This window comes from Streptomyces sp. NPDC004667, assembly GCF_040609475.1.
Taxonomy (GTDB): Bacteria; Actinomycetota; Actinomycetes; order Streptomycetales; family Streptomycetaceae; genus Streptomyces.
The window spans coordinates 1-24021 of the sequence record NZ_JBEXKC010000069.1 but is presented as its reverse complement, the minus strand read 5'-3'; the positions used below and the strand labels follow the sequence as shown (position 1 = coordinate 24021).

Sequence of the window (24021 nt, the reverse complement as noted above, 5' to 3'; positions counted from 1 at the left end):
CCCGGGCGCAGCAGCAGCAGGCCGCCCGCCTCGAAGGCCGCGGCCTCGAAGGGCACCGGGGTGCCGTCGTCCAGCAGCACACTGCCGCTGTGGGTCCTGGAGTCGTACGTGTACGCGGTCGCCTGCATACGGGAACTGTATCGGGCCGTGTGCCGGCCCACGCCGAGGGCGAGGGCCGTACGCAGGTCCGCCGCGGTGTCCACGTCCCGGCGGACGCTCTCGACGTCCGCCGGCGAGATTTCCACCGCCCCCGAGGCCGAATGGCGGGCCCGGGAGGGGCCGCCGAACGAGGGTGCCAATTCCACGCCGGGGCCGGCGCAAAGCACCGTCGTACCGATTCCGGCCGCATCCGCCAGAAATGCCCGGGGAAATGCCGTGGCGGTATCGAGCACGCGTAGCAATTCCGGTGGCCGCAGGGCGGGCAGGTCCGCGTTGATCGCCGCCACCGCGCTCCCGGGCCGCCCCGCGCGCACCGCCCGCGCCCCGTGGTCCAGGGCGGCGTTGAGTCCGGCCCCGGGGGCGTCGGGAAGGATCCGCGCACCCAGCCTGGCCAGTTCCGCACCCGCCAGGGCGTCGTCCGTGACGACCACCACATCCGCGACGGAGGCGCAGGCCAGGGCCCCGGCCACGGTGTCCTGGGCGAAGGCCAGCGCCAGCCCCGGACGGGACGCGCCGACGGCCGCCGCCAGACGGCTCTTGGCCAGTGCCAAGGGCTTCAGCGGCACCACCAGACTCCACACGGCGTTCGTGACGGACCCCTTCCCTCCGGTGCGCTCCCGCACCCGCCCCGGCCATCGGCGGGCCGTCTCCCGGCCCCCGGTCGGCCCATTGTCGCCTCCGACCGGCCGCAGGGGGGCCCGGTGGTGCGAGCGGGGCGTACGGTGTCCTCGACAGGGACCGGACCCGAAGCGACACTTGTCCGGCCCACAAGGTGCCCAAGCCACGCACCGGTCCTAGAGGAAGGTGTCCGAGTGTCCCGCCGCAGAATCGGCTTCTGGTACCGCCTGGCGGCGGTCATCGCAAAACCGCCGCTGGTAGTGCTCTTCAAGCGGGACTGGCGGGGAATGGAGCACATTCCGGCTGATGGCGGATTTATCACCGCCGTCAATCACAACTCGTATCTGGACCCGCTCTCCTACGCGCACTTCCAGTACAACACCGGCCGGGTGCCCCGATTGCTCGCCAAGGCCGGACTCTTCAAGGTGCCTTTTGTCGGCATGATCTTCCGCGGCTCCGGGCAGATCCCCGTCTACCGTGAGACCACGAACGCCCTGGACGCATTCCGGGCGGCCGTCGACGCCGTCGAGCGCGGTGAATGCGTGGCCTTTTACCCGGAGGGCACCCTCACCCGCGATCCCGAGATGTGGCCGATGGCCGGCAAGACCGGTGTCGCCCGCGTGGCGCTGATCACCAAGGCTCCGGTCATTCCGGTGGCCCAGTGGGGCGCGAACCTCGCGATGCCGCCCTACGCCAAGGAGAACAAGGTCCGCCTGTTCCCGCGCAAGACCCTCCAGGTGCTCGCGGGACCGCCCGTGGACCTCTCGGCCTACTACGACCGGGAACCCACTCCGGAGGTCCTCAAGGGGGCCACCGAGGCCATCATGGCCGACATCACCGAGCTCCTGGAGGAACTGCGCGGGCAGAAGGCGCCCGCGCAGCCGTACGACCACCGCAAGGCCAGGGCGGAGCAGCGGCGCAACGCCGCGGGGGAGGGCGACAAGTGACACGTCCCGTGAAGGCGGCCGTCTTCGGAACGGGTTCCTGGGGCACGGCCTTCGGCATGGTGCTCGCCGACGCCGGCTGCGAGGTGACCCTGTGGGGCCGCCGCCAGGAGCTCGCCGATGCCATCAACACCGGCCGGACCAACCCGGACTACTTCCCCGGCGTCGAACTGCCCGCGAACCTCCGCGCCACCACCGACGCGGCCGAGGCCGCCCGCGACGCCGACTTCGCCGTCCTGGCCATCCCCTCGCAGACCCTTCGCGCCAACCTCGCCGCGTGGGCCCCGCTGCTGCCCGCCGACGCCGTGCTCGTCTCCCTGATGAAGGGCATCGAACTCGGCACCGCCAAGCGGATGAGCGAGGTCATCGAAGAGGTGGCCAAGGTCCCCGCCGAGCGCGTCGCCGTGGTCACCGGGCCGAACCTGGCCCGCGAGATCGTCGCCCGCCAGCCCGCCGCCTCGGTCGTCGCCTGCGTGGACGAGGCCGTGGCCCGGCGCCTCCAGGCCGCCTGCCACACCGCGTACTTCCGCCCGTACACGAGCACCGACGTCATCGGCTGCGAGCTCGGCGGCGCCGTCAAGAACGTCATCGGCCTCGCCGTCGGCATCGCGGACGGCATGGGCCTGGGCGACAACACCAAGGGCTCCCTCATCACCCGCGGCCTGGCCGAAGCCACCCGCCTGGGCCTCGCCATGGGCGCCGACCCGCTCACCTTCTCCGGCCTCGCGGGCCTCGGCGACCTGGTCGCCACCTGCTCCTCGCCGCTCTCCCGGAACCACACCTTCGGCACCAACCTGGGCCGCGGGATGACCCTGGAGGAGACCATCGCGGTCACCCGGCAGACCGCCGAGGGCGTCAAGTCCTGCCAGTCGGTGGCGGATCTGGCCGGCCGGTACGGGGTGGACATGCCGATCACCGACACGGTGGTCGACATCGTGCACCACGGCAAGCCCCCGCTGGTCGCACTGAAGGAACTGATGGGGCGCAGCGCGAAACCGGAACGCCGCTGAGTCCTTTCCGGACGTGTGAGCGGGTACCCTCGTGGCGATATGAGCAGCGAGAACCTCCCCCAGACCCCTGAGCAGCAGGGCCGCAAGCCCCGCGTGGCCGTCGTGTTCGGCGGCCGCAGCTCGGAACACGCCATTTCGGTCGTCACGGCGGGCGCGGTGCTGCGCTCCATCGACCGCACCAAGTACGAGGTGCTGCCCATCGGCATCACCACGGACGGCCGGTGGGCCCTGACCGCCGACGACCCCGAGCGCATGGCCATCGCGGACCGCGCCCTCCCGAGCGTGGACACGCTGGCGGACTCCCCGGACGGCACCGTCGTGCTCTCCGTGGACCCCGCCAGCCGCGAGGTCGTCTACACCGAGCCGGGTGCCGTCCCCAAGGCGCTGGGCGAGGTGGACGTCGTCTTCCCCGTCCTGCACGGCCCCTACGGCGAGGACGGCACCCTCCAGGGCCTCCTGGAGCTGTCCGGGATCCCCTACGTCGGCTCGGGCGTCCTCGCCTCGGCCGTCGGCCAGGACAAGGACTACATGAAGCGGGTGTTCACCTCCTTCGGGCTGGCGGTCGGCCCGTACGTGACCGTCCGTCCCCGTGAATGGGAGGCCGACCCGGCCGCCGCCACGGCGAAGATCCTGGACTTCGCGGGCGAGCACGGCTGGCCGCTGTTCATCAAGCCCGCCCGCGCCGGCTCCTCCATCGGCATCACCAAGGTCGATGACCCCTCCGGTCTGGAAGCAGCCGTCCACGAGGCCCGCCGCCACGACCCGAAGATCATCGTGGAGGCGCTGCTGCGCGGCCGCGAGATCGAGTGCGGCGTGCTGGAGTTCGAGGACGGGCCGCGCGCGAGCGTCCCGGCCGAGATCCCGCCGGTCTCCAGCCACGACTTCTACGACTTCGAGGCGAAGTACATCGACTCCGCCACCGGACTCGTGCCCGCCCCGCTCACCCCGGAGCAGACCGCCGAGGTGCAGCGGCTCGCCATCGAGGCCTTCGAGGCCGCGTCCTGCGAGGGCCTGGTGCGTGCCGACTTCTTCCTCACCGAGGACGGCACCTTCGTCATCAACGAGATCAACACCATGCCCGGGTTCACGCCGATCTCCATGTACCCGCGGATGTGGCAGGAGTCGGGCATCGAGTACCAGGAGCTGGTGGACCTCCTGCTCCAGGCGGCCCTGCGCCGCTCCACCGGGCTGCGCTAGCCGCACCCGGCCCCGTACAGCCGACCGCCCGCCGTCCGCCCCGAGAGGGGCGGCCGACGGGCGGCGGTGTGAGCGGGGGCGGGCCCGGCGGGATCAGTAGGAGGAGATGCCCACCGGCACCGACTTGGCCACGGCGGCGGACAGACCGACCAGCATCCCCGCGTCCGTGGCATGCTCCTTGTCGACCCGGACCTCCGTGTACGCCAGCCGCGCCCCGGTGGTGAACCGGAAGCCGCCGTCGGACATCTTCTCCAACAGCCATCCGACGCCGTTGACCTCGACGCCCTCCTGCTTCGGATCGGCCATCGCGGGGGGCTTGGGGATACCGCACCGCAGTACGATCGCCGAGCCGCCCCACGCGGCGGTCAGATCCGACACCGGCTCGGTGGCGGTCCGGGCCAGACCCGCCACCGTCTCCGGGAGCTCCTTGTGCAGCGACGCACAGAGCCCCGCGACGTCGGCCGGCGGAGCGGGCGGCGGATCCACCCGGGCTCCGGAATCCCCCGGGGCGCAGCCCGCGAGGGCCAGCAGGGCCAGTGGGGCGGCTAGACGGAACGGCCGGCGGTGGAGTGACATCACCGGCCAAGAGTAGACGGGGGCTACAGATGGACCACGGGGCAGGTCAAGGTGCGGGTGATCCCCTCCACCTGCTGGACCTTGGCGACCACCATGCGGCCGAGATCGTCGACCGTGTCGGCCTGGGCGCGCACGATCACGTCGTACGGACCCGTCACGTCCTCGGCCTGGATCACCCCCGCGATCTTTCCGATGGACTCGGCGACGAACGACGCCTTGCCCACCTCGGTCTGGATGAGGATGTACGCCTGTACCACGGAACCTCCAGGGCGGCCACGAGGATCATTTCCCCTAACCTTCGGATGGGCCCAGGGAGATCGGGCGGGCCCGGGGAAGAGACGCCACGGTACCGCGTCGCCGTGCGCCGCGGGGAGACCCGTGGGCCCGGCGCCACGCACAGCGGGGCGCACGGAGAGCAGAAGTTGACGTATCTGTTGACGGTACCCAGAGCTGTGACGGCTCGCGACCGCAAGCGGACTTGCCAAGAAGGGGCACAGCGATGAAGGGCACTGTGGGCGAGCTGGGGGAGTTCGGGCTCATTCGGGAGCTCACCTCACGGCTCACCACCACCCCGGCGGTCCGACTCGGACCCGGCGACGACGCCGCGGTGGTGTCGGCCCCCGACCGGCGGGTCGTGGCGAGCACGGACATCCTGCTGGAGGGCAGGCACTTCCGGCGCGACTGGTCCACGGCCTACGACGTCGGCCGCAAGGCCGCCGCGCAGAACCTGGCCGACATCGCCGCCATGGGAGCCGTGCCGACCGCGCTGCTCCTGGGCCTGGTCGTCCCGGCCGAACTGCCGGTCACCTGGCCCACCGAGCTGATGGACGGCATCCGTGACGAATGCCAGGTCGCGGGCGCGGCCGTGGTCGGCGGCGACGTCGTGCGCGGCGACACCATCACCGTCTCCATCACCGCCCTCGGCGACCTGCGCAACCACGAGCCCGTACTGCGCTCCGGCGCCCGGCCCGGGGATGTCGTGGCCGTCACGGGCTGGCTCGGCTGGTCCGCGGCCGGCTACGCGGTCCTCTCGCGCGGCTTCCGCTCCCCGCGGGCCTTCGTCGAGGCGCACCGGCGCCCCGAGCCCCCGTACCACGCGGGCCCCGCGGCCGCCGGGCTCGGCGCCACCGCCATGACCGACGTCAGCGACGGCCTGATCGCCGACCTCGGCCACATCGCCGAGTCCAGCAAGGTGCGCATCGACGTGCGCTCGGGGGCCGTGGACATCCCGACCCAGATGCACGACATCGGCCAGGCCGTCGGCGTGGACCCGCTCCAGTGGGTGCTGACCGGGGGCGAGGACCACGCCATCGTGGCGACCTTCCCGTCCGACGTGAAGCTCCCGGCCCGCTGGAAGGTCATCGGGGAGGTCCAGCACCGCTCCGCGCTGCCCCAGGTGACCGTGGACGGCGCCCCCTGGACCAGCACCGGCGGCTGGGACCACTTCGGCGCCGATCCGGATGCCGAGGGACCCTCCCAGTGACCCGGCCGGTACCGCACCCGCCCCTGTGCCTGACCGTCGCCGGATCCGACTCCGGCGGCGGCGCGGGCATCCAGGCCGACCTCAAGACCATGCTCGCCCTCGGCGTGCACGGCATGAGCGTCGTCACCGCGGTGACCGCGCAGAACTCCCTCGGCGTACGGGGGGCCTGGGAGCTGCCCGCCGAGGCCGTCACCGCCCAGTACCGGGCCGTGGTGGACGACATCGGGGTCCAGGCCGTCAAGACGGGGATGCTGTCCTCCGCCGTGCTCGTGGAGACGGTGGCCGGGCTGCTGGCCACGACGGCCGCCCCGGTGGTGGTCGATCCCGTCGGGGTCTCCAAGCACGGGGACGCCCTGCTCGCCGCGTCCGCGCTGGACGCGGTGCGCCGGGAACTGCTGCCCCGGGCCACGGTGGCGACGCCGAACCTGGACGAGGTGGCGCAGCTCACGGGACTGACCGTCACCGACGAGGACGGCATGCGCCGGGCCGCCGACGCCGTCCTCGGCTACGGACCCCGCTGGGCGCTGATCAAGGGCGGCCACCTGGCTGCCCACGGCGGCGAGGCCGTGGACCTGCTCACCGACGGCTCCGAGGAGCTGTGGCTGCGCGCGCCCCGCTTCGACAACCGCCACACGCACGGCACGGGCTGCACCCTGGCCAGCGCCGTCGCGGCGGGCCTGGCCAAGGGCCTCGCCGTCCCGGAGGCGGTCACGGCCGCCAAGGAGTACGTCACGGGCGCCATCGCGGCCGGCTTCGCGCTCGGCGCGGGCATCGGTCCCGTCGACCACGCCTGGCGGTGGCGCTGAGCGCGCCCGCGCCCTCCCCGCACCCTCCCGCATTCGGCCCGGCACCGTCCGGGAATGACAAAAGGCCGGTTCACCAGAGGTGAACCGGCCTTCTTGGCAACCGGAAAGGGCTGCGCTACGACGACGGGAGGCGTCAGCGCGAGACCTTGCCGGCCTTGATGCACGAGGTGCAGGCGTTGAGGCGCTTCGGCGTCCCATTGACCACGGCACGGACACGCTGGATGTTCGGGTTCCAGCGACGCGAGGTGCGGCGGTGCGAGTGGGAGATGTTGTTGCCGAAGCTCGGCCCCTTGGCGCAAACGTCGCAGTTGGCAGCCACAGGTCACTCCAAGACTTCAGATGCAATTACGGTGGAATCCGGCGCACCGGAATCAGAGATCTGAAGTGGCTTGCCGGACGAATGACCCGACTCTCGACGGGCAACCTGAGCAGCATACAACGACTGCTTGGGTCCAAGAAAACTACCATGACGGGGACGGGCTCCGCCCCGGGGTCCCGAGCCGGGGCCCGTCCTTCGTTACCCTGCGGTGAACCCTGGCCCGCACAAGGAGGAACGCCCGGTGGCGCACGAGCCTGGCCCGCACACCCTCGACGCCGAAGCGGTGCGCACCTGGAGCTCGCTGGCCCTGGCCGCACTGGGCCGGGCCCGCGAGGACATCGACGCGATCAACGTCTACCCGGTCGCGGACGCCGACACCGGCACGAACCTCTACCTCACGGCCGAGTCCGCGGACCGCGCCCTGACCGAGGCCTTCGCCGAACCCCCCACCCCCGTGACCGACGGCACACCCGGGACGCCCTCCCTGCCCGAGGCGGTACGGGCCTACGCGTACGGCGCGCTCATAGGCGCCAGGGGCAACTCCGGGACGATCCTCGCCCAGCTGCTGCGCGGGGTCGCCGACGTCCTGGGCGCCGAGCCAGACGGCCCGGGCGGCGGCCCGCTGCTGGCCCGCGCCCTGACCCGGGCCTCAGAGGAGGCCTACCAGGCCGTCGCGCACCCGGTCGAGGGCACCATGCTCACCGTCGCCGGAGCCGCAGCCCGGGCCGCGGCAACCGCCGGAGCAGCCGCCGCGACCGCCGCCGACGTGGCGCGGGCCGCCTACGAGGGGGCCCGCGCGGCCCTCGCCGAGACCCCGGGCCAGCTCGCCGCGCTGGGACGGGCCGGAGTCGTCGACGCCGGGGGCTGCGGGCTGGTCGCCGTACTCGGGGCCCTGTGGCAGGCGCTGTCCGGACAGGAACCCGAGGCCGAACCGGCACGCGGCCGGGCCGTGCCCGGACCGCGGGACGACCGCCCGTGCGCCGAGGAGCTGGGCGGACCCGCCTACGAGGTGGTCTACCTGCTGGAGGCCGGCGAGGAAGCGGTCGGGGAGCTGCGCGCGACGCTCGACGGGCTCGGCGACTCCCTGGTGGTGGTCGGCGGCGACGAGCTGTGGAACGTCCACGTCCACGTCGACGACCCCGGCGCGGCCGTCGAGGCGGGCGTGGTCGCCGGGCGGCCGTACCGGATCCGCATCACCCACTTCGGCGACGAGCGCCGCCTCGCGCGCGCCCCGCGCGTCCAGCGGGCCGTCGTCGCCGTCGTCCAGGGCGAGGGGCTGGCCGGACTGTGCGGCGAGGCCGGCGCCACCGCCGTACTGGCCCGCCCCGGCGAGCCCCCGGCCGTCCCCGTGCTGCTCGACGCGATCCGCCGGGCCCACGCCCGCGAGGTGGTCCTGCTGCCCGGCGCCGCCGACCTGCGGGCCGCCGCCGCGGCCGCCGCCGAACAGGCCCGCGCCGACGGCGTACGGGTCGCCGTCATCCCCACCCGCTCGGCGGTCCAGGGGCTGGCCGCCCTCGCGGTGCACGACCCGGACGGCAGCTTCGACGAGGACGTCGTCGCCATGACCGCCGCCGCCGGCGCCACCCGCTACGGAGAACTGGCCGTCGCCGAACGGCAGTCCTTCACCTCCGCCGGCATCTGCCAGGCCGGCGACGTGCTCGGCCTGATCGACGGCGACGTCGCCGTCATCGGCGACGGCCTGCCCGAGACGGCCGAGGCGGTCCTGGCTCGGATGCTCGGCTCCGGCGGCGAACTGGTCACCCTCGTCCTGGGCCCCGAGGTGCCCGACGCCCTCGCCGCGCGCCTGGAGGCGTACGTGCAGCACGGGCACCTCGCCGTCGACACGGTCACCTACCGCGGCGGCCGGTACTCGGCGCCGCTGCTCATCGGGGTGGAATAGCGGCCTTGTCAGCGCGATGGTGTGCAATGGAACACGTGCCCGCGCTCGACGAAGACCTCAAGAAGACCCTCGGCCCCGCCACCGCCAAGGTGCTGGCCGAGCAGCTCGGCCTGCACACGGCCCTGGACCTGCTCCACCACTACCCCCGGCGGTACGCCGAGCGCGGTGAGCTGACCCCGCTGACCGAGCTCGCCGACCAGCTCGACGACCACGTGACGGTCGTCGCCCAGGTCGCCGACGCCCGGGTCCTGACCTTCAACGGCGGCCGCGGCAAACGCCTCGAAGTGACCATCACCGACGGCAGCGGCCGGCTCCAGCTGGTCTTCTTCGGAGCCGGCGTCCACAAACCGCACAAGGACCTGCTGCCCGGCACCCGCGCCATGTTCGCGGGCAAGGTCGGCATGTTCAACCGCAAGCTCCAGCTCTCGCACCCCGCCTACGAACTCCTCGGCGCCGACGCCTCCGACCGGGACGCGGCGACCGCCTTCGCCAACCGGCTCATCCCGATCTACCCGGCCTGCGCGAAGCTGGAGTCCTGGAAGATCGCCAAATGCGTGGACGCGGTCCTGCCCGCCGCCCAGGAGACCGTGGACCCCCTCCCGCCCACCCTGCGCGAGGGCCGCGGGCTCGTCCCGCTCACCGAGGCCCTCCTCAAGATCCACCGCCCCGCCACCAAGGCCGACATCGAGGACGCCCGGCAACGCCTCAAGTGGGACGAGGCCTTCGTCCTCCAGGTCGCCCTCGCCCGCCGCCGCCACGCCGACTCCCAGCTCCCCGCCGTCCCCCGCCGCCCCGCCCCGGGCGGCCTCCTCGACTCCTTCGACGCGAAGCTCCCCTTCACCCTCACCGACGGTCAGCAGAACGTGTCCCGGGAGATCTTCGAGGACCTCGCCACCAGCCACCCCATGCACCGCCTCCTCCAGGGCGAGGTCGGCAGCGGCAAGACGATGGTCGCGCTGCGGGCCATGCTCGCCGTGGTCGACAGCGGCGGGCAGGCCGCGATGCTCGCGCCCACCGAAGTGCTCGCCCAGCAGCACCACCGGTCCATCACCGAGATGATGGGCGAGCTCGCCGAGGGCGGCATGCTCGGCGGCTCCGACCAGGGCACCAAAGTGGTGCTGCTCACCGGCTCCATGGGCATGCCCGCCCGCCGCCAGGCCCTGCTCGACCTGGTCACCGGCGAGGCCGGCATCGTCATCGGCACCCACGCGCTCATCGAGGACAAGGTCCAGTTCCACGACCTCGGCCTCGTCGTGGTCGACGAACAGCACCGCTTCGGCGTCGAACAGCGCGACGCCCTGCGGTCGAAGGGCAAGCAGCCCCCGCACCTGCTCGTCATGACCGCCACCCCCATCCCGCGCACCGTCGCGATGACCGTCTTCGGCGACCTGGAGACCTCCGTCCTCGACCAGCTGCCCGCCGGCCGCTCCCCGATCGCCACCCACGTCGTGCCCGCCAAGGACAAGCCCCACTTCCTCACCCGGGCCTGGGAACGCGTCCGCGAGGAAGTGGAGAACGGCCACCAGGCCTATGTGGTCTGCCCCCGGATCGGGGACGGCGAGGACGAGCCCAAGAAGAAGAAGGCCGCCGAGGAGGACGGCGACAAGCGCCCCCCGCTCGCCGTGTTGGAGATCGCCGAGCAGCTCGCGAAGGGACCCCTCGCCGGGCTCCGCGTCGAGGTCCTGCACGGGCGCATGGACCCCGCCGACAAGGACGACGTCATGCGCCGCTTCGCCGCCGGCGAGGTCAAGGTGCTCGTCGCCACCACCGTCATCGAGGTCGGCGTCAACGTCCCCAACTCCACGGTCATGGTGATCATGGACGCCGACCGCTTCGGCGTCTCCCAGCTCCACCAGCTGCGCGGCCGCGTCGGCCGAGGCTCCGCCCCGGGCCTGTGCCTGCTGGTCAGCGAGATGCACGAGGCGAGCCCGGCCCGTGCCCGGCTCGCCGCCGTCGCCGCCACCCTCGACGGCTTCGAACTCTCCCGGATCGACCTGGAGCAGCGCCGCGAGGGCGACGTCCTCGGCCAGGCCCAGTCGGGCGTGCGTTCCTCGCTGCGCATGCTCGCCGTCATCGAGGACGAGGAGGTCATCGCCCAGGCCCGGGAGGAGGCCACCCGCGTGGTCGCCGACGATCCCGAACTGACCGGCCTCCCCGGCCTGCGCACCGCCCTGGACGCCCTGCTGGACACCGAGCGGGAGCAGTACCTGGAGAAGGGCTGACAATGGGGGAGCGTCGAACGAACCCCCGAGCACCGAAGGACCCCAGATGACCCGCGTGATCGCCGGCACCGCCGGCGGGCGGAGACTGGCCGTGCCGCCCGGCACCGGCACCCGCCCGACCTCCGACCGGATGCGCGAAGGGCTCTTCTCCACGTGGGAGTCCCTGCACGGGGTGGAGGGCGCCCGGGTGCTCGACCTCTACGGCGGCTCCGGCGCCGTGGGCCTGGAGGCCCTCTCCCGGGGCGCGGCCCACACCCTGCTGGTCGAGGCCGACGCCAAGGCCGCCAAGGCCATCCGGGACAACATCAGGACGCTGGGCCTGCCCGGCGCCGAATTCCGGGCCGGCAAGGCCGAGCAGGTCGTGGCGGCGACCGCGCAGGGGGACCCGTACGACATCGTCTTCCTGGACCCGCCGTACGCCGTCGAGCACGGCGATCTTGGGGAGATCCTCCTCACACTCCGCTCCAATGGCTGGCTCACCGACGATGCGCTCGTCACCGTGGAGCGGAGCACGAGGAGCGGCGCGTTCCCGTGGCCCCGAGGCTTCGAGGGGCTGCGGTCCCGCAAGTACGGCGAGGGCACCTTGTGGTACGGCCGCGCCGCCGACACCAGCGAAGAGTCATGATGCCCGCACCGGGGAGCGAGGGAATTCAGTTGCGCCGCGCCGTCTGTCCGGGGTCGTTCGACCCCATCACCAACGGACACCTCGACATCATCGGCAGGGCCTCCCGGCTCTACGACGTGGTCCACGTCGCCGTGATGATCAACCAGTCCAAGAAGGGGCTGTTCACGGTCGAGGAGCGGATCGAGATGATCCGCGAGGCGACCGCCGACTACGGCAACGTCGAGGTGGAGTCGTTCCACGGACTGCTCGTGGACTTCTGCAAGCAGCGGGACATCCCCGCCATCGTCAAGGGCCTGCGCGCCGTCAGCGACTTCGACTACGAGCTGCAGATGGCCCAGATGAACATGGGACTCTCGGGCGTCGAAACGCTGTTCGTGCCGACCAACCCGACCTACAGCTTCCTCTCGTCCTCCCTGGTCAAGGAGGTCGCGACCTGGGGCGGCGACGTCGCCCACCTGCTGCCCGCGCACGTCCACGCGGCGCTGACCGAACGGCTGCGGGCGAAGTGACCCCACGGCGGCCGGACCGGGCTTCCCCGGTCCGCGCCGCGCGTGCGTCCGGTGGCCCTACAGTCGTCTCGTCAGTGGTCCCGTCCGTCTCAGGACCCGCTTGAGCCAGAGAGAGTGCGAGCCCCCATGGACGTACAGAAGAAGCTCGACGAGATCGTCGCGGCCGTCGGCGGCGCCCGGTCCATGCCCATGTCGGCGTCCTGCGTGATCAACCGTGCGGAGCTCCTGGAGCGGCTCGAAGAGCTGCGCCAGGCCCTGCCCGGCTCGCTCGCCCAGGCCGCCGAACTGATCGGCGGGCGCGAGCAGATGGTCGAGGAGGCCCGCCGGGAGGCGGACCGGATCATCGATTCCGCGCACGCCCAGCGGGGTTCGCTGATCTCCGACACCGAGATCGCCCGCCGCTCGCAGGCCGAGGCGGACCGGATCCTGGCGGACGCGCGCCGCGAGGCCGAGGAGATCCGGGCCGAGGCGGACGACTACGTCGACAGCAAGCTCGCCAACTTCGAGGTCGTCCTCAGCAAGACCATCGGCTCAGTGGACCGGGGCCGCGAGAAGCTCCTGGGACGCGGGCCGGGCCTCGACGAGCAGGGCTTCGCCGACGCGGACGCTCCCGAGCGCAGCCACGACCCGCAGGAGCAGCGCCGGCAGGCGGACGCGTACGTGGACACCAAGCTGGCGACCTTCGAGGCGGTGCTGGCCAAGACCCTGGAAGCCGTCGGCCGGGGGCGCCAGAAGCTGCTGGGCAGTGTCCCGACGGACGACCTCGGCGCGCACATGGCCGCCCAGGACGCGGCCGGCCTCACCGGGGCCCGCCCGTCGAGCGACGCGGACTTCCTGGCCGGCCTGGCCGAGCCGGACCCCGGCCCGGTGCGGGCGCAGGTCCCCCCGCAGGCGCAGCCCGCGGCGCAGTACGACGCGTACCCCTACCCGCAGCAGCCGGCGGTCCAGCAGCAGGACGCCTACGCCTACCAGGACCCGTACACGGGCCACTCCTACGGGGTCCCGCAGCAGCAGGACCCGTACGCGGTCTACCAGCAGCAACAGCAGTCCGACCCGTACGGCGCCTACCAGCAGCCCCAGGACCGCCACCCGCAGCAGGCGCCGCAGCAGGCCGCTCTGGACGAGACCAGCTTCTTCGACACGAGCATGATCAACCTGGATCAGCTGCGCCAGTACGAACAGGGGCGCTAGCCCCGGATTGGGCTCAGAGCGAAGCGCCGGGTATCCTGGCTCTTCGGTCGCGCGTATGCACCGCGATCCATGCTGCCCGTAAGCGTCTTCTCGCTCATGCGGCAGGAACTCGATCTTCAGCGATCTGTGAAAGCAGGAACGGCCCTGAATACCCGCCTCGACCACCGCAACCCCCTCGTGTTCGACACGCACGAGCTGGGTCGGCGTCCTGGTGCCATGCAGCGGCTTTCCCGTGAGGTCGAGACCCCGGCGGACTTCGGTCTCGTCGGAGTCATCGGAGTGCCGGAAGGCGCCCCGCTGAAGCTCAACCTCCGCCTGGAGTCGGTCATGGAAGGGGTGCTTGTCACAGGCACCGCCCGTGCATCGGCCGTGGGGGAGTGCGTAAGGTGTCTGGAGGCCGTCGAGCGTGAGCTCAAGGCGGACTTCCAGGAGATGTTCTCGTACCCTGACGCCGACGACCGGACCCGCTCCAACGCGGAGCCGGCCGACGACGCCGAGGACGACGAGGACACGCTCTTCCTCGAGGACGGCTTGTTCGACCTCGAACCCGTGCTGCGGGACGCGGTGGTGCTCGCACTGCCGATGCAGCCGGTGTGCCGGGAGGACTGTCTCGGACTGTGCCCCGATTGCGGGACCAGCCTGAACGACGACCCGGACCACCACCATGACGCCGTCGACATCCGTTGGGCGGCATTGCAGGGACTCGTCACCGATCAGGGCGATGAGAAGGACAACATGAGCGGCACTGCCTCTGACGGAGTTCAGGGCGCCGCCGAGAAGCAGGAGAAGTAGCCGTGGCTGTTCCGAAGCGGAAGATGTCGCGCAGCAACACGCGCCACCGCCGGTCGCAGTGGAAGGCTGCGGTCCCCACCCTGGTTTCGTGCGAGCGTTGCCAGGAGCCGAAGCTCCAGCACATTGCGTGCCCGAGCTGCGGCACCTACAACAAGCGCCAGGTCCTCGAGGTCTGAGCGGCTGGTGAGAGGCGCAATGTCTGAGCTGTCCAACGCTGAGAAGCAGGCAGACAGTAACAACGCGGCCTCGTCCCACACGCTTCTGGAAGGGCGGCTCGGGTATCGACTCGAGTCCGCCCTTCTGGTGCGTGCGCTGACCCACCGTTCGTACGCGTACGAGAACGGCGGTCTGCCCACCAACGAACGCCTGGAGTTCCTCGGGGACTCCGTGCTGGGCCTGGTGGTCACGGACACGCTGTACACCACCCACCCCGATCTGCCGGAAGGCCAGCTGGCCAAACTGCGGGCCGCGGTGGTCAACTCTCGCGCACTGGCGGAGGTCGGGCGCGGCCTCGATCTCGGCTCCTTCATCCGGCTCGGCCGGGGCGAAGAGGGCACGGGTGGCCGGGACAAGGCCTCCATCCTCGCCGACACCCTTGAAGCGGTGATCGGCGCGGTCTACCTCGACCAGGGCCTCGACGCGGCCTCGGAGCTGGTCCACCGGCTCTTCGACCCGCTCATCGAGAAGTCCTCCAACCTCGGGGCCGGCCTGGACTGGAAGACCAGTCTCCAGGAGCTCACGGCGGCCGAAGGGCTCGGTGTGCCCGAGTACCTGGTCACCGAGACCGGACCGGACCACGAGAAGACCTTCACCGCTGCCGCTCGCGTCGGTGGTGTCTCGTACGGCACCGGCACCGGCCGCAGCAAGAAGGAAGCGGAACAGCAGGCGGCGGAGTCCGCGTGGCGCGGGATCCGTGCCGCCGCGGACGAGCGGATCGCGGCAGCCGCCGCGGCCGCTGCCGCTCCGGCGCAGGACCCGGCTCCGGCCGGGACCGAGGCCGTGGCCGGCGGGGCGCCGACGCCCGTCGACCCGGCGCCGGGCGCCTGACCCTTCCTTCGGGACGTTCCCGCCCCGCCCCCCGCTCCGGCGGGGGGCGGGGCGGACCCGTTTCCGGGGGCCCGGGAGGGGCCGGTAGGCTCGGCCGCAGCGAGCGGATCCGCGTCGAACCCGGAGGAGAACCGTGCCCGAGCTGCCCGAGGTCGAAGTGGTACGGCGCGGTCTGGAGCGGTGGGTGGCCGGGCGGACCGTCGATTCCGTGGAGGTGCTCCACCCCAGGGCCGTACGCCGGCATCCGGCGGGCGGGGCCGACTTCGCGGCGCGCCTGGCAGGGCAGACCATCGGTGTGCCGAGGCGGCGCGGCAAGTACCTCTGGCTGCCGCTGGAGGAGCGGGACCTGTCCGTCCTCGGTCACCTGGGGATGAGCGGGCAGCTGCTGGTCCAGCCGGCCGACGCCCCCGACGAGAAGCACCTGCGGATCCGGATCCGCTTCGACGACGCCGCCGGGACCGAGCTGCGCTTCGTCGACCAGCGGACCTTCGGCGGGCTCTCGCTGCACGAGACCGTCCCCGGCAGTGCCGAGGGGCTGCCCGACGTCATCGCGCACATCGCCCGCGACCCGCTCGACCCGCTCTTCGACGAGGGGGCCTACCACCTGGCGCTGCGCGCCAAGCGCACCACGCTCAAGCGGGCGCTGCTGGACCAGTCCCTGATCAGCGGGGTCGGCAACATCTACGCCGACGAGGCCCTGTGGCGCGCGAAGCTGCACTACGAGCGCCCCACCGCCACCCTCACCCGCCCCCGGAGCGCGGAACTCCTGGCCAGGGCGCGGGAGGTCATGAACGCCGCGCTGGACGTCGGCGGGACCAGCTTCGACAGCCTGTACGTCAACGTGAACGGCGAATCGGGGTACTTCGACCGGTCCCTCGACGCGTACGGGCGCGAGGGCGAGCCCTGCCGGCGCTGCGGCACACCGATCCGGCGGCGGGCTTGGATGAACCGGTCGAGCTACTTCTGTCCGCGCTGTCAGCGGCCGCCGCGGGCGGTGTCGTAGGACTGCCGGGAGGTGAGGACCTCGTCCATGCTGCCCTCCAGGAAGTGGATCAAGGAGAGCAGGCGGTCGGCGACCTCGTGGCCGAGCGGGGTGAGCTCGTAGTCGACCCGGGGCGGGTTGGTGGGCTGGGCCTCGCGGTGGACGATGCCGTCGCGCTCCAGGGCGTGCAGGGTCTGGGAGAGCATCTTCTCGCTCACGCCCTCGACCCGGCGGCGCAGCTCGTTGAAGCGGCAGGGGCCGTCGCGCAGGGCGCCGACGGTGAGGCTGCCCCAGCGGCCGGTGACGTGTTCCAGGGTCTCCCGGGACGGGCAGGCGCGCGCGAAGACGTCGAACGGCAGGTCGGCCGTGGTGGCGTCGGTACAGACAGGGTTCTCCATGGGCACAGCCTACTCCCGGGCAGCGCTAACCATCTGCTTGCGCTTTCGAAAAGTTAGTGGTTCTCTTTCTCTCGTCGCACCGCCCCGTGCCCGGCACACGGCGGTGCACCCGCACCCGCTCTTGAGGAGAACCGTCATGTCCACCACCGCGTCCGCCCCCGTCGTCTCGATCGCCTACCACTCCGGCTACGGGCACACCGCCGTCGTCGCCGAGGCCGTGCGGGAGGGCGCCGCCGCCACGGGTGCCACGGTCCACCTGATCAAGGTCGACGCGATCACCGACGCCGAGTGGGAACTGCTCGACGGCTCCGACGCGATCGTCTTCGGCTCCCCGACCTACATGGGCACCGCCTCCGGCGCCTTCCACGTCTTCGCCGAGGCCACCTCGAAGCGCTGGTTCGGCGATGTGTGGCAGGACAAGATCGCCGCGGGCTTCACCAACTCCGCCTCCAAGGCCGGAGACAAGCTGAACACCCTGCAGTTCTTCCAGATGCTGGCCTCCCAGCACGGCATGAGCTGGGTCAACCTGGGTCTGAAGCCGGGCTGGAACTCCACCGCCGGTACCGAGTTCGACCTCAACCGCCTCGGCTTCTCCTCCGGCGCGGCGGCCCAGACCAACTCCGACGAGGGCCCGGAGGGCGTGCACAAGGCCGACATCGCGACCGCCGAGCACCTCGGCCGCCGGGTTGCGGAGCACGCCCGCGTGGTCCTGGCCGGCCGGGCGGCGCTGGCGGCGTCCGGCGTCTGACCGACACCGGGGCGGTCGGCCCGCGGGCCCGCCCGGAATCCGGGCGGGCGGGACCGTCAGAAGCCGAAGTCCTGGGTCCACCAGGGGCCGCCGGCCCCGAAGTGGACGCCCACGCCCAGGGTCCGGTATTCGCAGTTGAGGATGTTCGCCTTGTGGCCCGGGCTCTTCATCCAGGCCTCCATCACGGACTTGGCGTCACCCTGGCCGCGCGCGATGTTCTCGCCGCCGAGGCCGGAGATCCCGGCCTTCTCGGCACGGTTCCAGGGGGTGTTCCCGTCCGGGTCGGTGTGGTCGAAGAAGCCCCGTACGGCCATGTCCTTGCTGAAGGCCGAGGCCAGCGCGGCCAGCGGCGGGTTCGCGCGGACCGCGACGCAGCCGGCCTGAGCGCGCTCCTGGTTCACCAGCGCGAGGACGGCTGCCTCCTCCGCGGAGTGCCCGTCGTCGGGCGTCGTCGCGGAGGGCTTGGGAGCCGGGGGCTTCGGCGCGACCGTCTTCGGCGGCGCAGGCTTCGTGGTCTTCGGGGCGGCGCTCTTCTCCGGCTCCTCGGTCGGTGCCGACGAGGAGGGCGCCGTCGAGGGCTGGGCCGTCGAGGGCTGGGCCGACGGGGAGGCCGAGACCGAAGGGGAGGCCGAGGCCGAGGGGGTGGCCGAGGGGGCGCCCGTCTCGGGGGCGGAGGAGGCGCGGCCGGACAGGTTGGCCAGGCCGCCCTGCTGCTCCGGCGCCTGCCGCTCGGGGCTCGCCGACGGCTGCGCCCCGGCCTCCGTCCGGCTCCCGGAGTCCGTGCCCACGTAGGGGAAGGAGCCGCCGACCGGTACGAAACCGGTCGTGACGGCCGCCGTGCCGAGACCCACCGCCACGGAGACGCCGAGCACCCCGCCCAGCACGACGGTGCGGCGCCGGACGCCGCGGCGCGGCGTGGCGTGGAGTCGGTGGCGTCCCATCGGCGGCTTGCCTTCCCTCGCAAGATCGACCCTGCTCGCCCGAACGGGTGAAGCATTGGTGGGGGACTGTAGCCGATATGTCCAGGGGGGCGGTGTGCTCCGGAATCGTTTGCCCCGTTAGCGTTCATGCATGAATGAAGACGTCCGGCTGACCGCCTGGGTACGCGGCCGAGTACAGGGAGTGGGCTTCCGCTGGTTCACCAGGGCCAATGCTCTGGAGATCGGAGGGATGGCCGGCTTCGCGCTCAATCTCGACGACGGCCGAGTGCAGGTGGTGGCGGAAGGTCAACGTGAGAATTGCCACCGGCTGCTGGACTGGCTCCGCTCCGCCGACACGCCCGGGCGGGTGGACGGGGTGACAGAGATCTGGGGCACACCGCGCGGCGGCTACGACGGCTTCGAGATCCGGTGACCGATCGACCGATCATGGACTGATCGCATCGCCGGATGGACCACACACGGTCGGAACTGCGCATTCGCCGTCGAGCCGTTGCCGGGGAGATCGAATCGTGGAAGGCTCGGAACCGAGGCCGACCTCCCCGCCGCCCGAGCCGGCCGGACCGCCCGCCGATACGGGGCGTGATCGTGTTGACCGTCAAACTTTTTGGTGAGACGCTGGAAGCCCCGCGCACCTGAGCTGTTTGGCAGTGCTGGCAGTAGTAAGCGCAGTGACTAACGGTCGCTGCCGGACATCCGCGGGTGCGATTCCCTCACGACCCACACCGCTTCGGTCGGTCACTCAGTGTGGAGGACCATCCATCATGGCAAAGGCGCTTCTCGGTTACGTCGGCGGTTCCGACCCGCGACTCCTCGCCGAGATGCGACGGCTTCAGCAGCGCGTCCAGGACCTCGAGTCCGAGCTCGGACGGATCCAGTCCGAGAACGACGCACTGAACGCTGCCGCCGCTCAGCACGGAGACTCGCTGCTGGACAGCATTGACCTCGACGTACCCCAGGCGGAGCCTGCGCTCACCTGATCCGCGCTATTCGTCGTTCCACTCCAGCCCCGCATGATCTGCAAGGGACGCTCCGGCGTCCCTTCTTTCTTTCACCGACGCGCCGTCCCGCTCCGCGTCCTTCTCCGCCGCCTTCCCGCCGGGAGCCCGCACGGGGCCAGGTGGGGGGCCCATTCCTTTAACGTCTGATGTGCCCTGCACCTTCATGGGCGAAACCGAACGTGAAAGGTAGAGTCCGGCGGCGTGCACCTCAAGTCCCTGACCCTGCGTGGCTTCAAATCCTTTGCCTCCGCGACCACCCTCCGCTTCGAACCGGGCATCACCTGCGTCGTGGGGCCCAACGGATCGGGCAAGTCCAACGTGGTGGACGCGCTGTCCTGGGTCATGGGGGAGCAGGGAGCCAAATCCCTGCGCGGCGGGAAGATGGAGGACGTCATCTTCGCCGGGACCACGGGCCGCCCCCCGCTGGGGCGGGCCGAGGTCTCCCTCACCATCGACAACTCCGACGGCGCGCTGCCGATCGAGTACGCCGAGGTCACCATCACGCGGATCATGTTCCGCGGCGGCAGCAGCGAGTACCAGATCAACGGGGACACCTGCCGGCTCCTCGACATCCAGGAGCTGCTCTCCGACTCCGGCATCGGCCGCGAGATGCACGTCATCGTCGGGCAGGGCCGGCTCGACTCCGTCCTGCACGCCGACCCGATGGGCCGGCGCGCCTTCATCGAGGAGGCCGCGGGGGTACTCAAACATCGCAAGCGCAAGGAGAAGGCGCTGCGCAAACTCGACGCGATGCAGGCCAACCTCGCGCGGGTGCAGGACCTGACGGACGAACTGCGGCGCCAGCTCAAGCCCCTGGGCCGGCAGGCGGCGGTGGCCCGGCGGGCGGCCGTGATCCAGGCCGACCTGCGCGACGCGCGACTGCGGCTGCTCGCCGACGACCTGGTGGCGCTGCGGGGAGCCCTCGACGCGGAGATCTCCGACGAGGCCGCGCTCAAGGAGCGCAAGGAGTCCGCCGAACGTGACCTGGCCGGGGCGCTGCGGCAGGAGGCCGCGCTGGAGGAATCGGTACGCCGCCTCGCGCCCCGGCTCCAGCGGGCGCAGCAGACCTGGCACGAGCTCTCCCAGCTGGCCGAGCGGGTGCGGGGGACCGAGTCCCTGGCGGTGGCGCGGATCAAGAGCGCGTCGGCCCCGGTGGAGGACGAACGGCGCGGCCGCGACCCGGAGGAACTGGAACGGGAGGCCGCCCGGATCCGGGAGCAGGAGGCGGAGCTCACCGCCGCGCTGGAGGCCGCCGAGCGCGCGCTGGAGGACACCGCCGAGCACCGGGCCGGGCTGGAGCGGGCCCTCGCCGAGGAGGAACGGCGGCTGCGGGACGCGGCTCGGGCCATCGCCGACCGGCGGGAGGAACTGGCCCGGCTGACCGGGCGGCTGGGCGCGGCCCGCTCCCGGGCCGGAGCCGCCGAGGCCGAGATCGACCGGCTCGTGGCCGCCCGGGACGAGGCACGGGTCCGGGCGGAGGCCGCCCGGGAGGAGTACGAGGCGCTGGCCGAGGAGGTCGGCGGGCTCGAAGACCCGGCGGTGGAGGCCGAGTACGACGCGGCGCGGGCCGCGCTGACCGGGGCGGAGGCCGCGCTGGCCGCCGCCCGGGAGGCGCTGACCTCGGCGGAACGGTCCCGGGCCGCCGTGTCGGCGCGGCGGGAGGCGCTCGCGCTGGGGCTGCGGCGCAAGGACGGGACGGGGGCGCTGCTCGCGGCGCGCGAACGTCTGGCCGGACTGCTGGGGCCGGCCGCCGAGCGGGTGACGGTGGCTCCCGGGTACGGGGTGGCGGTGGCGGCGGCGCTCGGGGCCGCCGCCGACGCGGTGGCCGTGGCCTCCCCGGCGGCGGCGGCCCTGGCCATCCGCCACCTGCGGGCCGCCGACGCGGGCCGCGCCACGTTCCTGGTGGCCCCGGCGGCGGTCCCGGGTCCGGGCCCGGCCCGCGGCGGAGCGATCCCCGCACCGGGCCGCGTCGTGGACGCGGCGGTCCCGGGTCAGGCTCCGGGCGCGGCGGTCCCGGACGCGGCTCCCGCGCTCGGCGGCGGTGGCGCCCTGCCCGTACGGGACCGGGGTCCGCACGACGTCCCCCACCCGGCCCCCGCCGCTGCCGTCGGCCGCGATGCCGAGCCCGGGGCGAGGGCGCCGCAGGCTCCGGTCCTGACCGCGGGCGGGCCCGCATGGCGGGAGGCCGCCGCGCTGGTGGGCGGGGACGCCGAGGTGCGCCGGGCCGTGGCCTGGGTGCTGCGGGACCACGTCGTGGTCGGGACCCTGGAGGAGGCCGAAGCGGTGGTGGCCGGGCACCCCGGCCTGGTCGCGGTGACCACCGAAGGGGACGTCCTCGGGGAGCACCTCGCGCACGGCGGTTCCGCGGGCGCGCCCAGCCTGATCGAGGTGCGGGCCGCCGTCGACGAGGCGGCGGCGGAGCTGGAGCGGCTGGACGGGGAGTGCCGGGAGCTGACCGGGGCCGAGGCGGAGGCCCGGGCCCGCCGGGCGGCGGCAGCCGCCCTCGTCGAGGAGCTCGCCGAGCGGCGCCGGGCCGGGGAGCAGGCCCGCGCCGGGGTCGCGCAGCAGCTCGGGCGGCTGGCCGGGCAGGCGAAGGGGGCCCTCGGCGAAGCCGAACGCAGCGCCCAGGCCGCGGCCAAGGCCGAGGAGGCGCTGGAACGGGCCCGGGTGGAGGTGGAGGAGTGCGCGGAGCGGCTCGCGGCGGTGGAGGAGATGCCCGTGGAGCGGGAACCCGACACCTCGGCACGGGACCGGCTCGCGGCCGACGGGGCGAACGCCCGGCAGACCGAGATGGAGGCCCGCCTGCAACTGCGCACCCACGAGGAGCGGGTCAAGGCACTGGCCGGCCGCGCGGACGGGCTGGACCGCGCGGCCCGCGCGGAACGCGATGCCCGGACCCGGGCGGAACGGCGCCGGCAGCGGCTGCGCCACGAGGCCGAGGTGGGCCGGGCCGTCGCCGAGGGCGCGCGGCAGCTGCTGGCGCACCTGGAGGTGTCGATCGGCCGCGCGGACCGGGAGCGTACGGCGGCCGAGGGGGCCAAGGGGCTGTGCGAGCGGGAGCTCGGCGAGGCCCGCGGCCGGGGCCGTGACCTGAAGGCCGAGCTCGACAAGCTCACCGACTCCGTGCACCGGGGCGAGGTGCTGGGCGCCGAGAAGCGGCTGCGGATCGAGCAGTTGGAGACCAGGGCGCTGGAGGAGCTGGGCGTGGAGCCGACGGCCCTGCTCGCGGAGTACGGGCCGGAGCAGCCGGTCCCGCCGTCCCCGCCGGCCGAGGGCGAGGTCCTTCCGGAAGACCCGCGGGACCCCCGCAACCGGCCCGGTCCGTTCGTCCGGGCCGAGCAGGAGAAGCGTCTGAAGGCGGCCGAGCGCGCCTACCAGCAGCTCGGCAAGGTCAATCCGCTCGCGCTGGAGGAGTTCGCGGCGCTCGAGGAGCGGCACCGGTTCCTCAGCGAGCAGCTCGACGACCTGCGCAAGACGCGGGCCGACCTCCTTCAAGTGGTGAAGGAAGTGGACCTGCGGGTGGAGCAGGTCTTCACCGAGGCCTACCACGACACCGCCCGCGAGTTCGAGGGCGTGTTCTCACGGCTGTTCCCCGGCGGCGAGGGCCGGCTCGTGCTCACCGACCCGGACGACATGCTGGCGACCGGCGTGGACGTCGAGGCCCGCCCGCCGGGCAAGAAGGTCAAGCGGCTGTCGCTGCTGTCGGGCGGCGAGCGCTCGCTGACGGCCGTGGCGCTGCTGGTCTCCATCTTCAAGGCCCGGCCCAGTCCGTTCTACGTGATGGACGAGGTCGAGGCGGCCCTGGACGACACCAACCTCCAGCGGCTGATCCGGATCATGGTGGAGCTCCAGGAGAGCTCGCAGCTGCTCGTCATCACCCACCAGAAGCGGACGATGGAGGTCGCGGACGCGCTCTACGGCGTTTCGATGCAGGGCGACGGCGTCTCGAAGGTGATCAGCCAGCGGCTGCGCTAAACCCCTTCAGTTTTCAAGAAGTGAAATCAAGGTCCCGGCAGGCCGCTTAACGCGACCTTCACGCCAACTATTGACTTCAGGAAATGAACGCATAGGCTCGCTCCGCTGTCTCCCGGTCTTCCGGTGGTGCCCGATCTTGACCTGTGCGCCACTAGGAGAACGGACGAAACCCCCACGGAGCACACCTTGACCAGCAGCACAGCGAAGACACCGGCGCCCGGCGGGCCCAGCCCCTCGCACCCCGAGCACCTCGGGCACGTCATCTTCATCACCGCGGCCGCGGCCATGGGCGGATTCCTCTTCGGATACGACAGCTCCGTCATCAACGGCGCGGTCGAGGCGATCCGGGACCGCTTCGACGTCGGGTCCGCCGTCCTCGCCCAGGTGATCGCGGCAGCGCTGATCGGCTGCGCCTTCGGCGCGGCCACGGCCGGCCGCATCGCCGACCGGATCGGCCGGATCCGCTGCATGCAGATCGCCTCGGTCCTCTTCACCGCGAGCGCCATCGGCTCCGCCCTGCCGTTCGCCCTCTGGGACCTCGCCATGTGGCGCATCATCGGCGGCTTCGGCATCGGCATGGC

Annotated in this window: 24 protein-coding genes and 1 pseudogene; 19 read left to right on the top strand and 6 right to left on the bottom strand. The window is 72.5% G+C overall.

Features of this window, described 5'->3' with window-relative positions:
* Positions 1-131: 131 nt before the first annotated feature.
* A pseudogene (gene cofC / locus ABZW32_RS29825) lies at positions 132-782 on the bottom strand (2-phospho-L-lactate guanylyltransferase); the annotation flags it as partial.
* A gap of 189 nt (positions 783-971) precedes the next feature.
* Between cofC and ABZW32_RS29820 the strand changes: the two are divergent.
* Genes ABZW32_RS29820 through ABZW32_RS29810 form a run of 3 tightly spaced genes read left to right on the top strand, consistent with a single transcriptional unit; the run spans position 972 to position 3928 of the window.
* Entirely contained in the window at positions 972-1724 is a 753-nt protein-coding gene (locus ABZW32_RS29820; protein WP_356221668.1) for a lysophospholipid acyltransferase family protein, read from the top strand.
* Entirely contained in the window at positions 1721-2731 is a 1011-nt protein-coding gene (locus tag ABZW32_RS29815) for an NAD(P)H-dependent glycerol-3-phosphate dehydrogenase (protein ID WP_356221665.1), read from the top strand. Before ABZW32_RS29820 ends, ABZW32_RS29815 begins: the two co-directional genes overlap by 4 nt.
* A gap of 39 nt (positions 2732-2770) precedes the next feature.
* Entirely contained in the window at positions 2771-3928 is a 1158-nt protein-coding gene (locus ABZW32_RS29810; RefSeq protein WP_356221663.1) for a D-alanine--D-alanine ligase family protein, read from the top strand.
* A 93-nt stretch (positions 3929-4021) separates the two neighbouring features.
* Here ABZW32_RS29810 and ABZW32_RS29805 read toward each other — a convergent pair whose 3' ends face one another.
* Together ABZW32_RS29805 and ABZW32_RS29800 are read right to left on the bottom strand one after the other, a co-directional pair.
* Positions 4022-4504: a DUF3515 domain-containing protein gene (locus ABZW32_RS29805; RefSeq protein WP_356221698.1), complete on the bottom strand. Its 483-nt coding sequence runs from the start codon at positions 4502-4504 to the stop codon at positions 4022-4024.
* Positions 4505-4527: 23 nt separating this feature from the next.
* Positions 4528-4761: an Lrp/AsnC ligand binding domain-containing protein gene (locus ABZW32_RS29800; protein ID WP_030227340.1), complete on the bottom strand. Its 234-nt coding sequence runs from the start codon at positions 4759-4761 to the stop codon at positions 4528-4530.
* A 242-nt stretch (positions 4762-5003) separates the two neighbouring features.
* Between ABZW32_RS29800 and ABZW32_RS29795 the strand changes: the two genes are divergently transcribed.
* Both ABZW32_RS29795 and thiD read left to right on the top strand, forming a co-directional pair.
* A complete protein-coding gene (locus tag ABZW32_RS29795) occupies positions 5004-5987 on the top strand; it encodes a thiamine-phosphate kinase (protein ID WP_356221661.1) in 984 nt (327 codons plus the stop codon).
* A complete protein-coding gene (thiD, locus tag ABZW32_RS29790) occupies positions 5984-6793 on the top strand; it encodes a bifunctional hydroxymethylpyrimidine kinase/phosphomethylpyrimidine kinase (RefSeq protein WP_356221658.1) in 810 nt (269 codons plus the stop codon). The genes ABZW32_RS29795 and thiD overlap by 4 nt, the downstream gene beginning before the upstream one ends.
* 133 nt (positions 6794-6926) lie before the next feature.
* Here the strand turns inward: thiD and rpmB are convergent, their stop codons facing one another.
* Positions 6927-7112 carry a 50S ribosomal protein L28 gene (gene rpmB / locus ABZW32_RS29785; protein ID WP_007266795.1) on the bottom strand — a complete coding sequence of 62 codons (186 nt, stop codon included), beginning with the start codon at positions 7110-7112 and terminating at the stop codon, positions 6927-6929.
* Between the two features lie 241 nt (positions 7113-7353).
* Here rpmB and ABZW32_RS29780 point away from each other — a divergent pair, with 241 nt between their 5' ends.
* The 9 genes from ABZW32_RS29780 (at position 7354) to mutM (ending at position 16401) form a co-directional block, all read left to right on the top strand.
* The gene (locus ABZW32_RS29780) at positions 7354-9012 is read left to right on the top strand and encodes a DAK2 domain-containing protein (protein WP_356221655.1); all 1659 of its coding nucleotides are present in this window, start codon (positions 7354-7356) and stop codon (positions 9010-9012) included.
* Between the two features lie 26 nt (positions 9013-9038).
* On the top strand, positions 9039-11234 hold the full coding sequence (gene recG / locus ABZW32_RS29775) for an ATP-dependent DNA helicase RecG (protein WP_356221653.1): 2196 nt from the start codon (positions 9039-9041) through the stop codon (positions 11232-11234).
* 46 nt (positions 11235-11280) lie between these two features.
* Positions 11281-11859: a 16S rRNA (guanine(966)-N(2))-methyltransferase RsmD gene (gene rsmD, locus ABZW32_RS29770; protein WP_356221650.1), complete on the top strand. Its 579-nt coding sequence runs from the start codon at positions 11281-11283 to the stop codon at positions 11857-11859.
* A gap of 29 nt (positions 11860-11888) precedes the next feature.
* The gene (coaD, locus tag ABZW32_RS29765; protein ID WP_351829746.1) at positions 11889-12368 is read left to right on the top strand and encodes a pantetheine-phosphate adenylyltransferase; all 480 of its coding nucleotides are present in this window, start codon (positions 11889-11891) and stop codon (positions 12366-12368) included.
* Between the two features lie 126 nt (positions 12369-12494).
* Positions 12495-13559, top strand: a complete 1065-nt coding sequence (locus ABZW32_RS29760) for a cell division initiation protein (protein ID WP_356221647.1) — start codon at positions 12495-12497, stop codon at positions 13557-13559.
* A 96-nt stretch (positions 13560-13655) separates the two neighbouring features.
* Complete coding sequence (locus ABZW32_RS29755; RefSeq protein WP_356221644.1) at positions 13656-14351, top strand: DUF177 domain-containing protein; 696 nt, start codon at positions 13656-13658, stop codon at positions 14349-14351.
* A 2-nt stretch (positions 14352-14353) separates the two neighbouring features.
* Positions 14354-14527, top strand: a complete 174-nt coding sequence (gene rpmF, locus ABZW32_RS29750) for a 50S ribosomal protein L32 (RefSeq protein ID WP_003965982.1) — start codon at positions 14354-14356, stop codon at positions 14525-14527.
* A 19-nt stretch (positions 14528-14546) separates the two neighbouring features.
* Positions 14547-15398 (top strand): ribonuclease III, encoded by an 852-nt coding sequence (gene rnc, locus ABZW32_RS29745; RefSeq protein ID WP_356221641.1) that lies wholly within the window; start codon positions 14547-14549, stop codon positions 15396-15398.
* 133 nt (positions 15399-15531) lie between these two features.
* A complete protein-coding gene (gene mutM, locus ABZW32_RS29740) occupies positions 15532-16401 on the top strand; it encodes a bifunctional DNA-formamidopyrimidine glycosylase/DNA-(apurinic or apyrimidinic site) lyase (RefSeq protein ID WP_356221638.1) in 870 nt (289 codons plus the stop codon).
* Here the strand turns inward: mutM and ABZW32_RS29735 are convergent.
* Positions 16374-16778 (bottom strand): helix-turn-helix domain-containing protein, encoded by a 405-nt coding sequence (locus ABZW32_RS29735; protein ID WP_356221635.1) that lies wholly within the window; start codon positions 16776-16778, stop codon positions 16374-16376. The two genes, mutM and ABZW32_RS29735, sit on opposite strands and share 28 nt — an antisense overlap.
* 136 nt (positions 16779-16914) lie before the next feature.
* On the opposite strand from ABZW32_RS29735, the gene ABZW32_RS29730 reads away from it, so the two are divergent.
* Entirely contained in the window at positions 16915-17526 is a 612-nt protein-coding gene (locus ABZW32_RS29730) for a flavodoxin family protein (protein WP_356221632.1), read from the top strand.
* A 56-nt stretch (positions 17527-17582) separates the two neighbouring features.
* On the opposite strand, the gene ABZW32_RS29725 is transcribed toward ABZW32_RS29730, so the two are convergent.
* Positions 17583-18467, bottom strand: coding sequence for a CAP domain-containing protein (locus tag ABZW32_RS29725; RefSeq protein ID WP_356221629.1), 885 nt, complete (start codon positions 18465-18467; stop codon positions 17583-17585).
* A gap of 130 nt (positions 18468-18597) precedes the next feature.
* Here ABZW32_RS29725 and ABZW32_RS29720 point away from each other — a divergent pair, with 130 nt between their 5' ends.
* The 4 genes from ABZW32_RS29720 to ABZW32_RS29705 all read left to right on the top strand — a co-directional run.
* Positions 18598-18879, top strand: a complete 282-nt coding sequence (locus ABZW32_RS29720; protein ID WP_356221627.1) for an acylphosphatase — start codon at positions 18598-18600, stop codon at positions 18877-18879.
* A gap of 349 nt (positions 18880-19228) precedes the next feature.
* On the top strand, positions 19229-19444 hold the full coding sequence (locus ABZW32_RS29715) for a hypothetical protein (RefSeq protein ID WP_030227372.1): 216 nt from the start codon (positions 19229-19231) through the stop codon (positions 19442-19444).
* Positions 19445-19666: 222 nt separating this feature from the next.
* Positions 19667-23440, top strand: coding sequence for an AAA family ATPase (locus ABZW32_RS29710; protein WP_356221624.1), 3774 nt, complete (start codon positions 19667-19669; stop codon positions 23438-23440).
* A 186-nt stretch (positions 23441-23626) separates the two neighbouring features.
* On the top strand, positions 23627-24021 hold a 395-nt coding region (locus tag ABZW32_RS29705), incomplete at its 3' end, for an MFS transporter (RefSeq protein WP_356221621.1).

Excerpts from the sequence above, each read along its gene's own strand:
- ABZW32_RS29810 (WP_356221663.1), top strand. The coding sequence starts at position 2,771 with ATGAGCAGCGAGAACCTCCCCCAGACCCCTGAGCAGCAGGGCCGCAAG.
- ABZW32_RS29805 (WP_356221698.1), bottom strand. The coding sequence starts at position 4,504 with ATGTCACTCCACCGCCGGCCGTTCCGTCTAGCCGCCCCACTGGCCCTG.
- ABZW32_RS29795 (WP_356221661.1), top strand. The coding sequence starts at position 5,004 with ATGAAGGGCACTGTGGGCGAGCTGGGGGAGTTCGGGCTCATTCGGGAG.
- recG (WP_356221653.1), top strand. The coding sequence starts at position 9,039 with ATGGAACACGTGCCCGCGCTCGACGAAGACCTCAAGAAGACCCTCGGC.
- rsmD (WP_356221650.1), top strand. The coding sequence starts at position 11,281 with ATGACCCGCGTGATCGCCGGCACCGCCGGCGGGCGGAGACTGGCCGTG.
- ABZW32_RS29760 (WP_356221647.1), top strand. The coding sequence starts at position 12,495 with ATGGACGTACAGAAGAAGCTCGACGAGATCGTCGCGGCCGTCGGCGGC.
- ABZW32_RS29755 (WP_356221644.1), top strand. The coding sequence starts at position 13,656 with ATGCGGCAGGAACTCGATCTTCAGCGATCTGTGAAAGCAGGAACGGCC.
- rnc (WP_356221641.1), top strand. The coding sequence starts at position 14,547 with ATGTCTGAGCTGTCCAACGCTGAGAAGCAGGCAGACAGTAACAACGCG.
- ABZW32_RS29735 (WP_356221635.1), bottom strand. The coding sequence starts at position 16,778 with ATGGAGAACCCTGTCTGTACCGACGCCACCACGGCCGACCTGCCGTTC.
- ABZW32_RS29730 (WP_356221632.1), top strand. The coding sequence starts at position 16,915 with ATGTCCACCACCGCGTCCGCCCCCGTCGTCTCGATCGCCTACCACTCC.
- ABZW32_RS29725 (WP_356221629.1), bottom strand. The coding sequence starts at position 18,467 with ATGGGACGCCACCGACTCCACGCCACGCCGCGCCGCGGCGTCCGGCGC.
- ABZW32_RS29720 (WP_356221627.1), top strand. The coding sequence starts at position 18,598 with ATGAATGAAGACGTCCGGCTGACCGCCTGGGTACGCGGCCGAGTACAG.
- ABZW32_RS29715 (WP_030227372.1), top strand. The coding sequence starts at position 19,229 with ATGGCAAAGGCGCTTCTCGGTTACGTCGGCGGTTCCGACCCGCGACTC.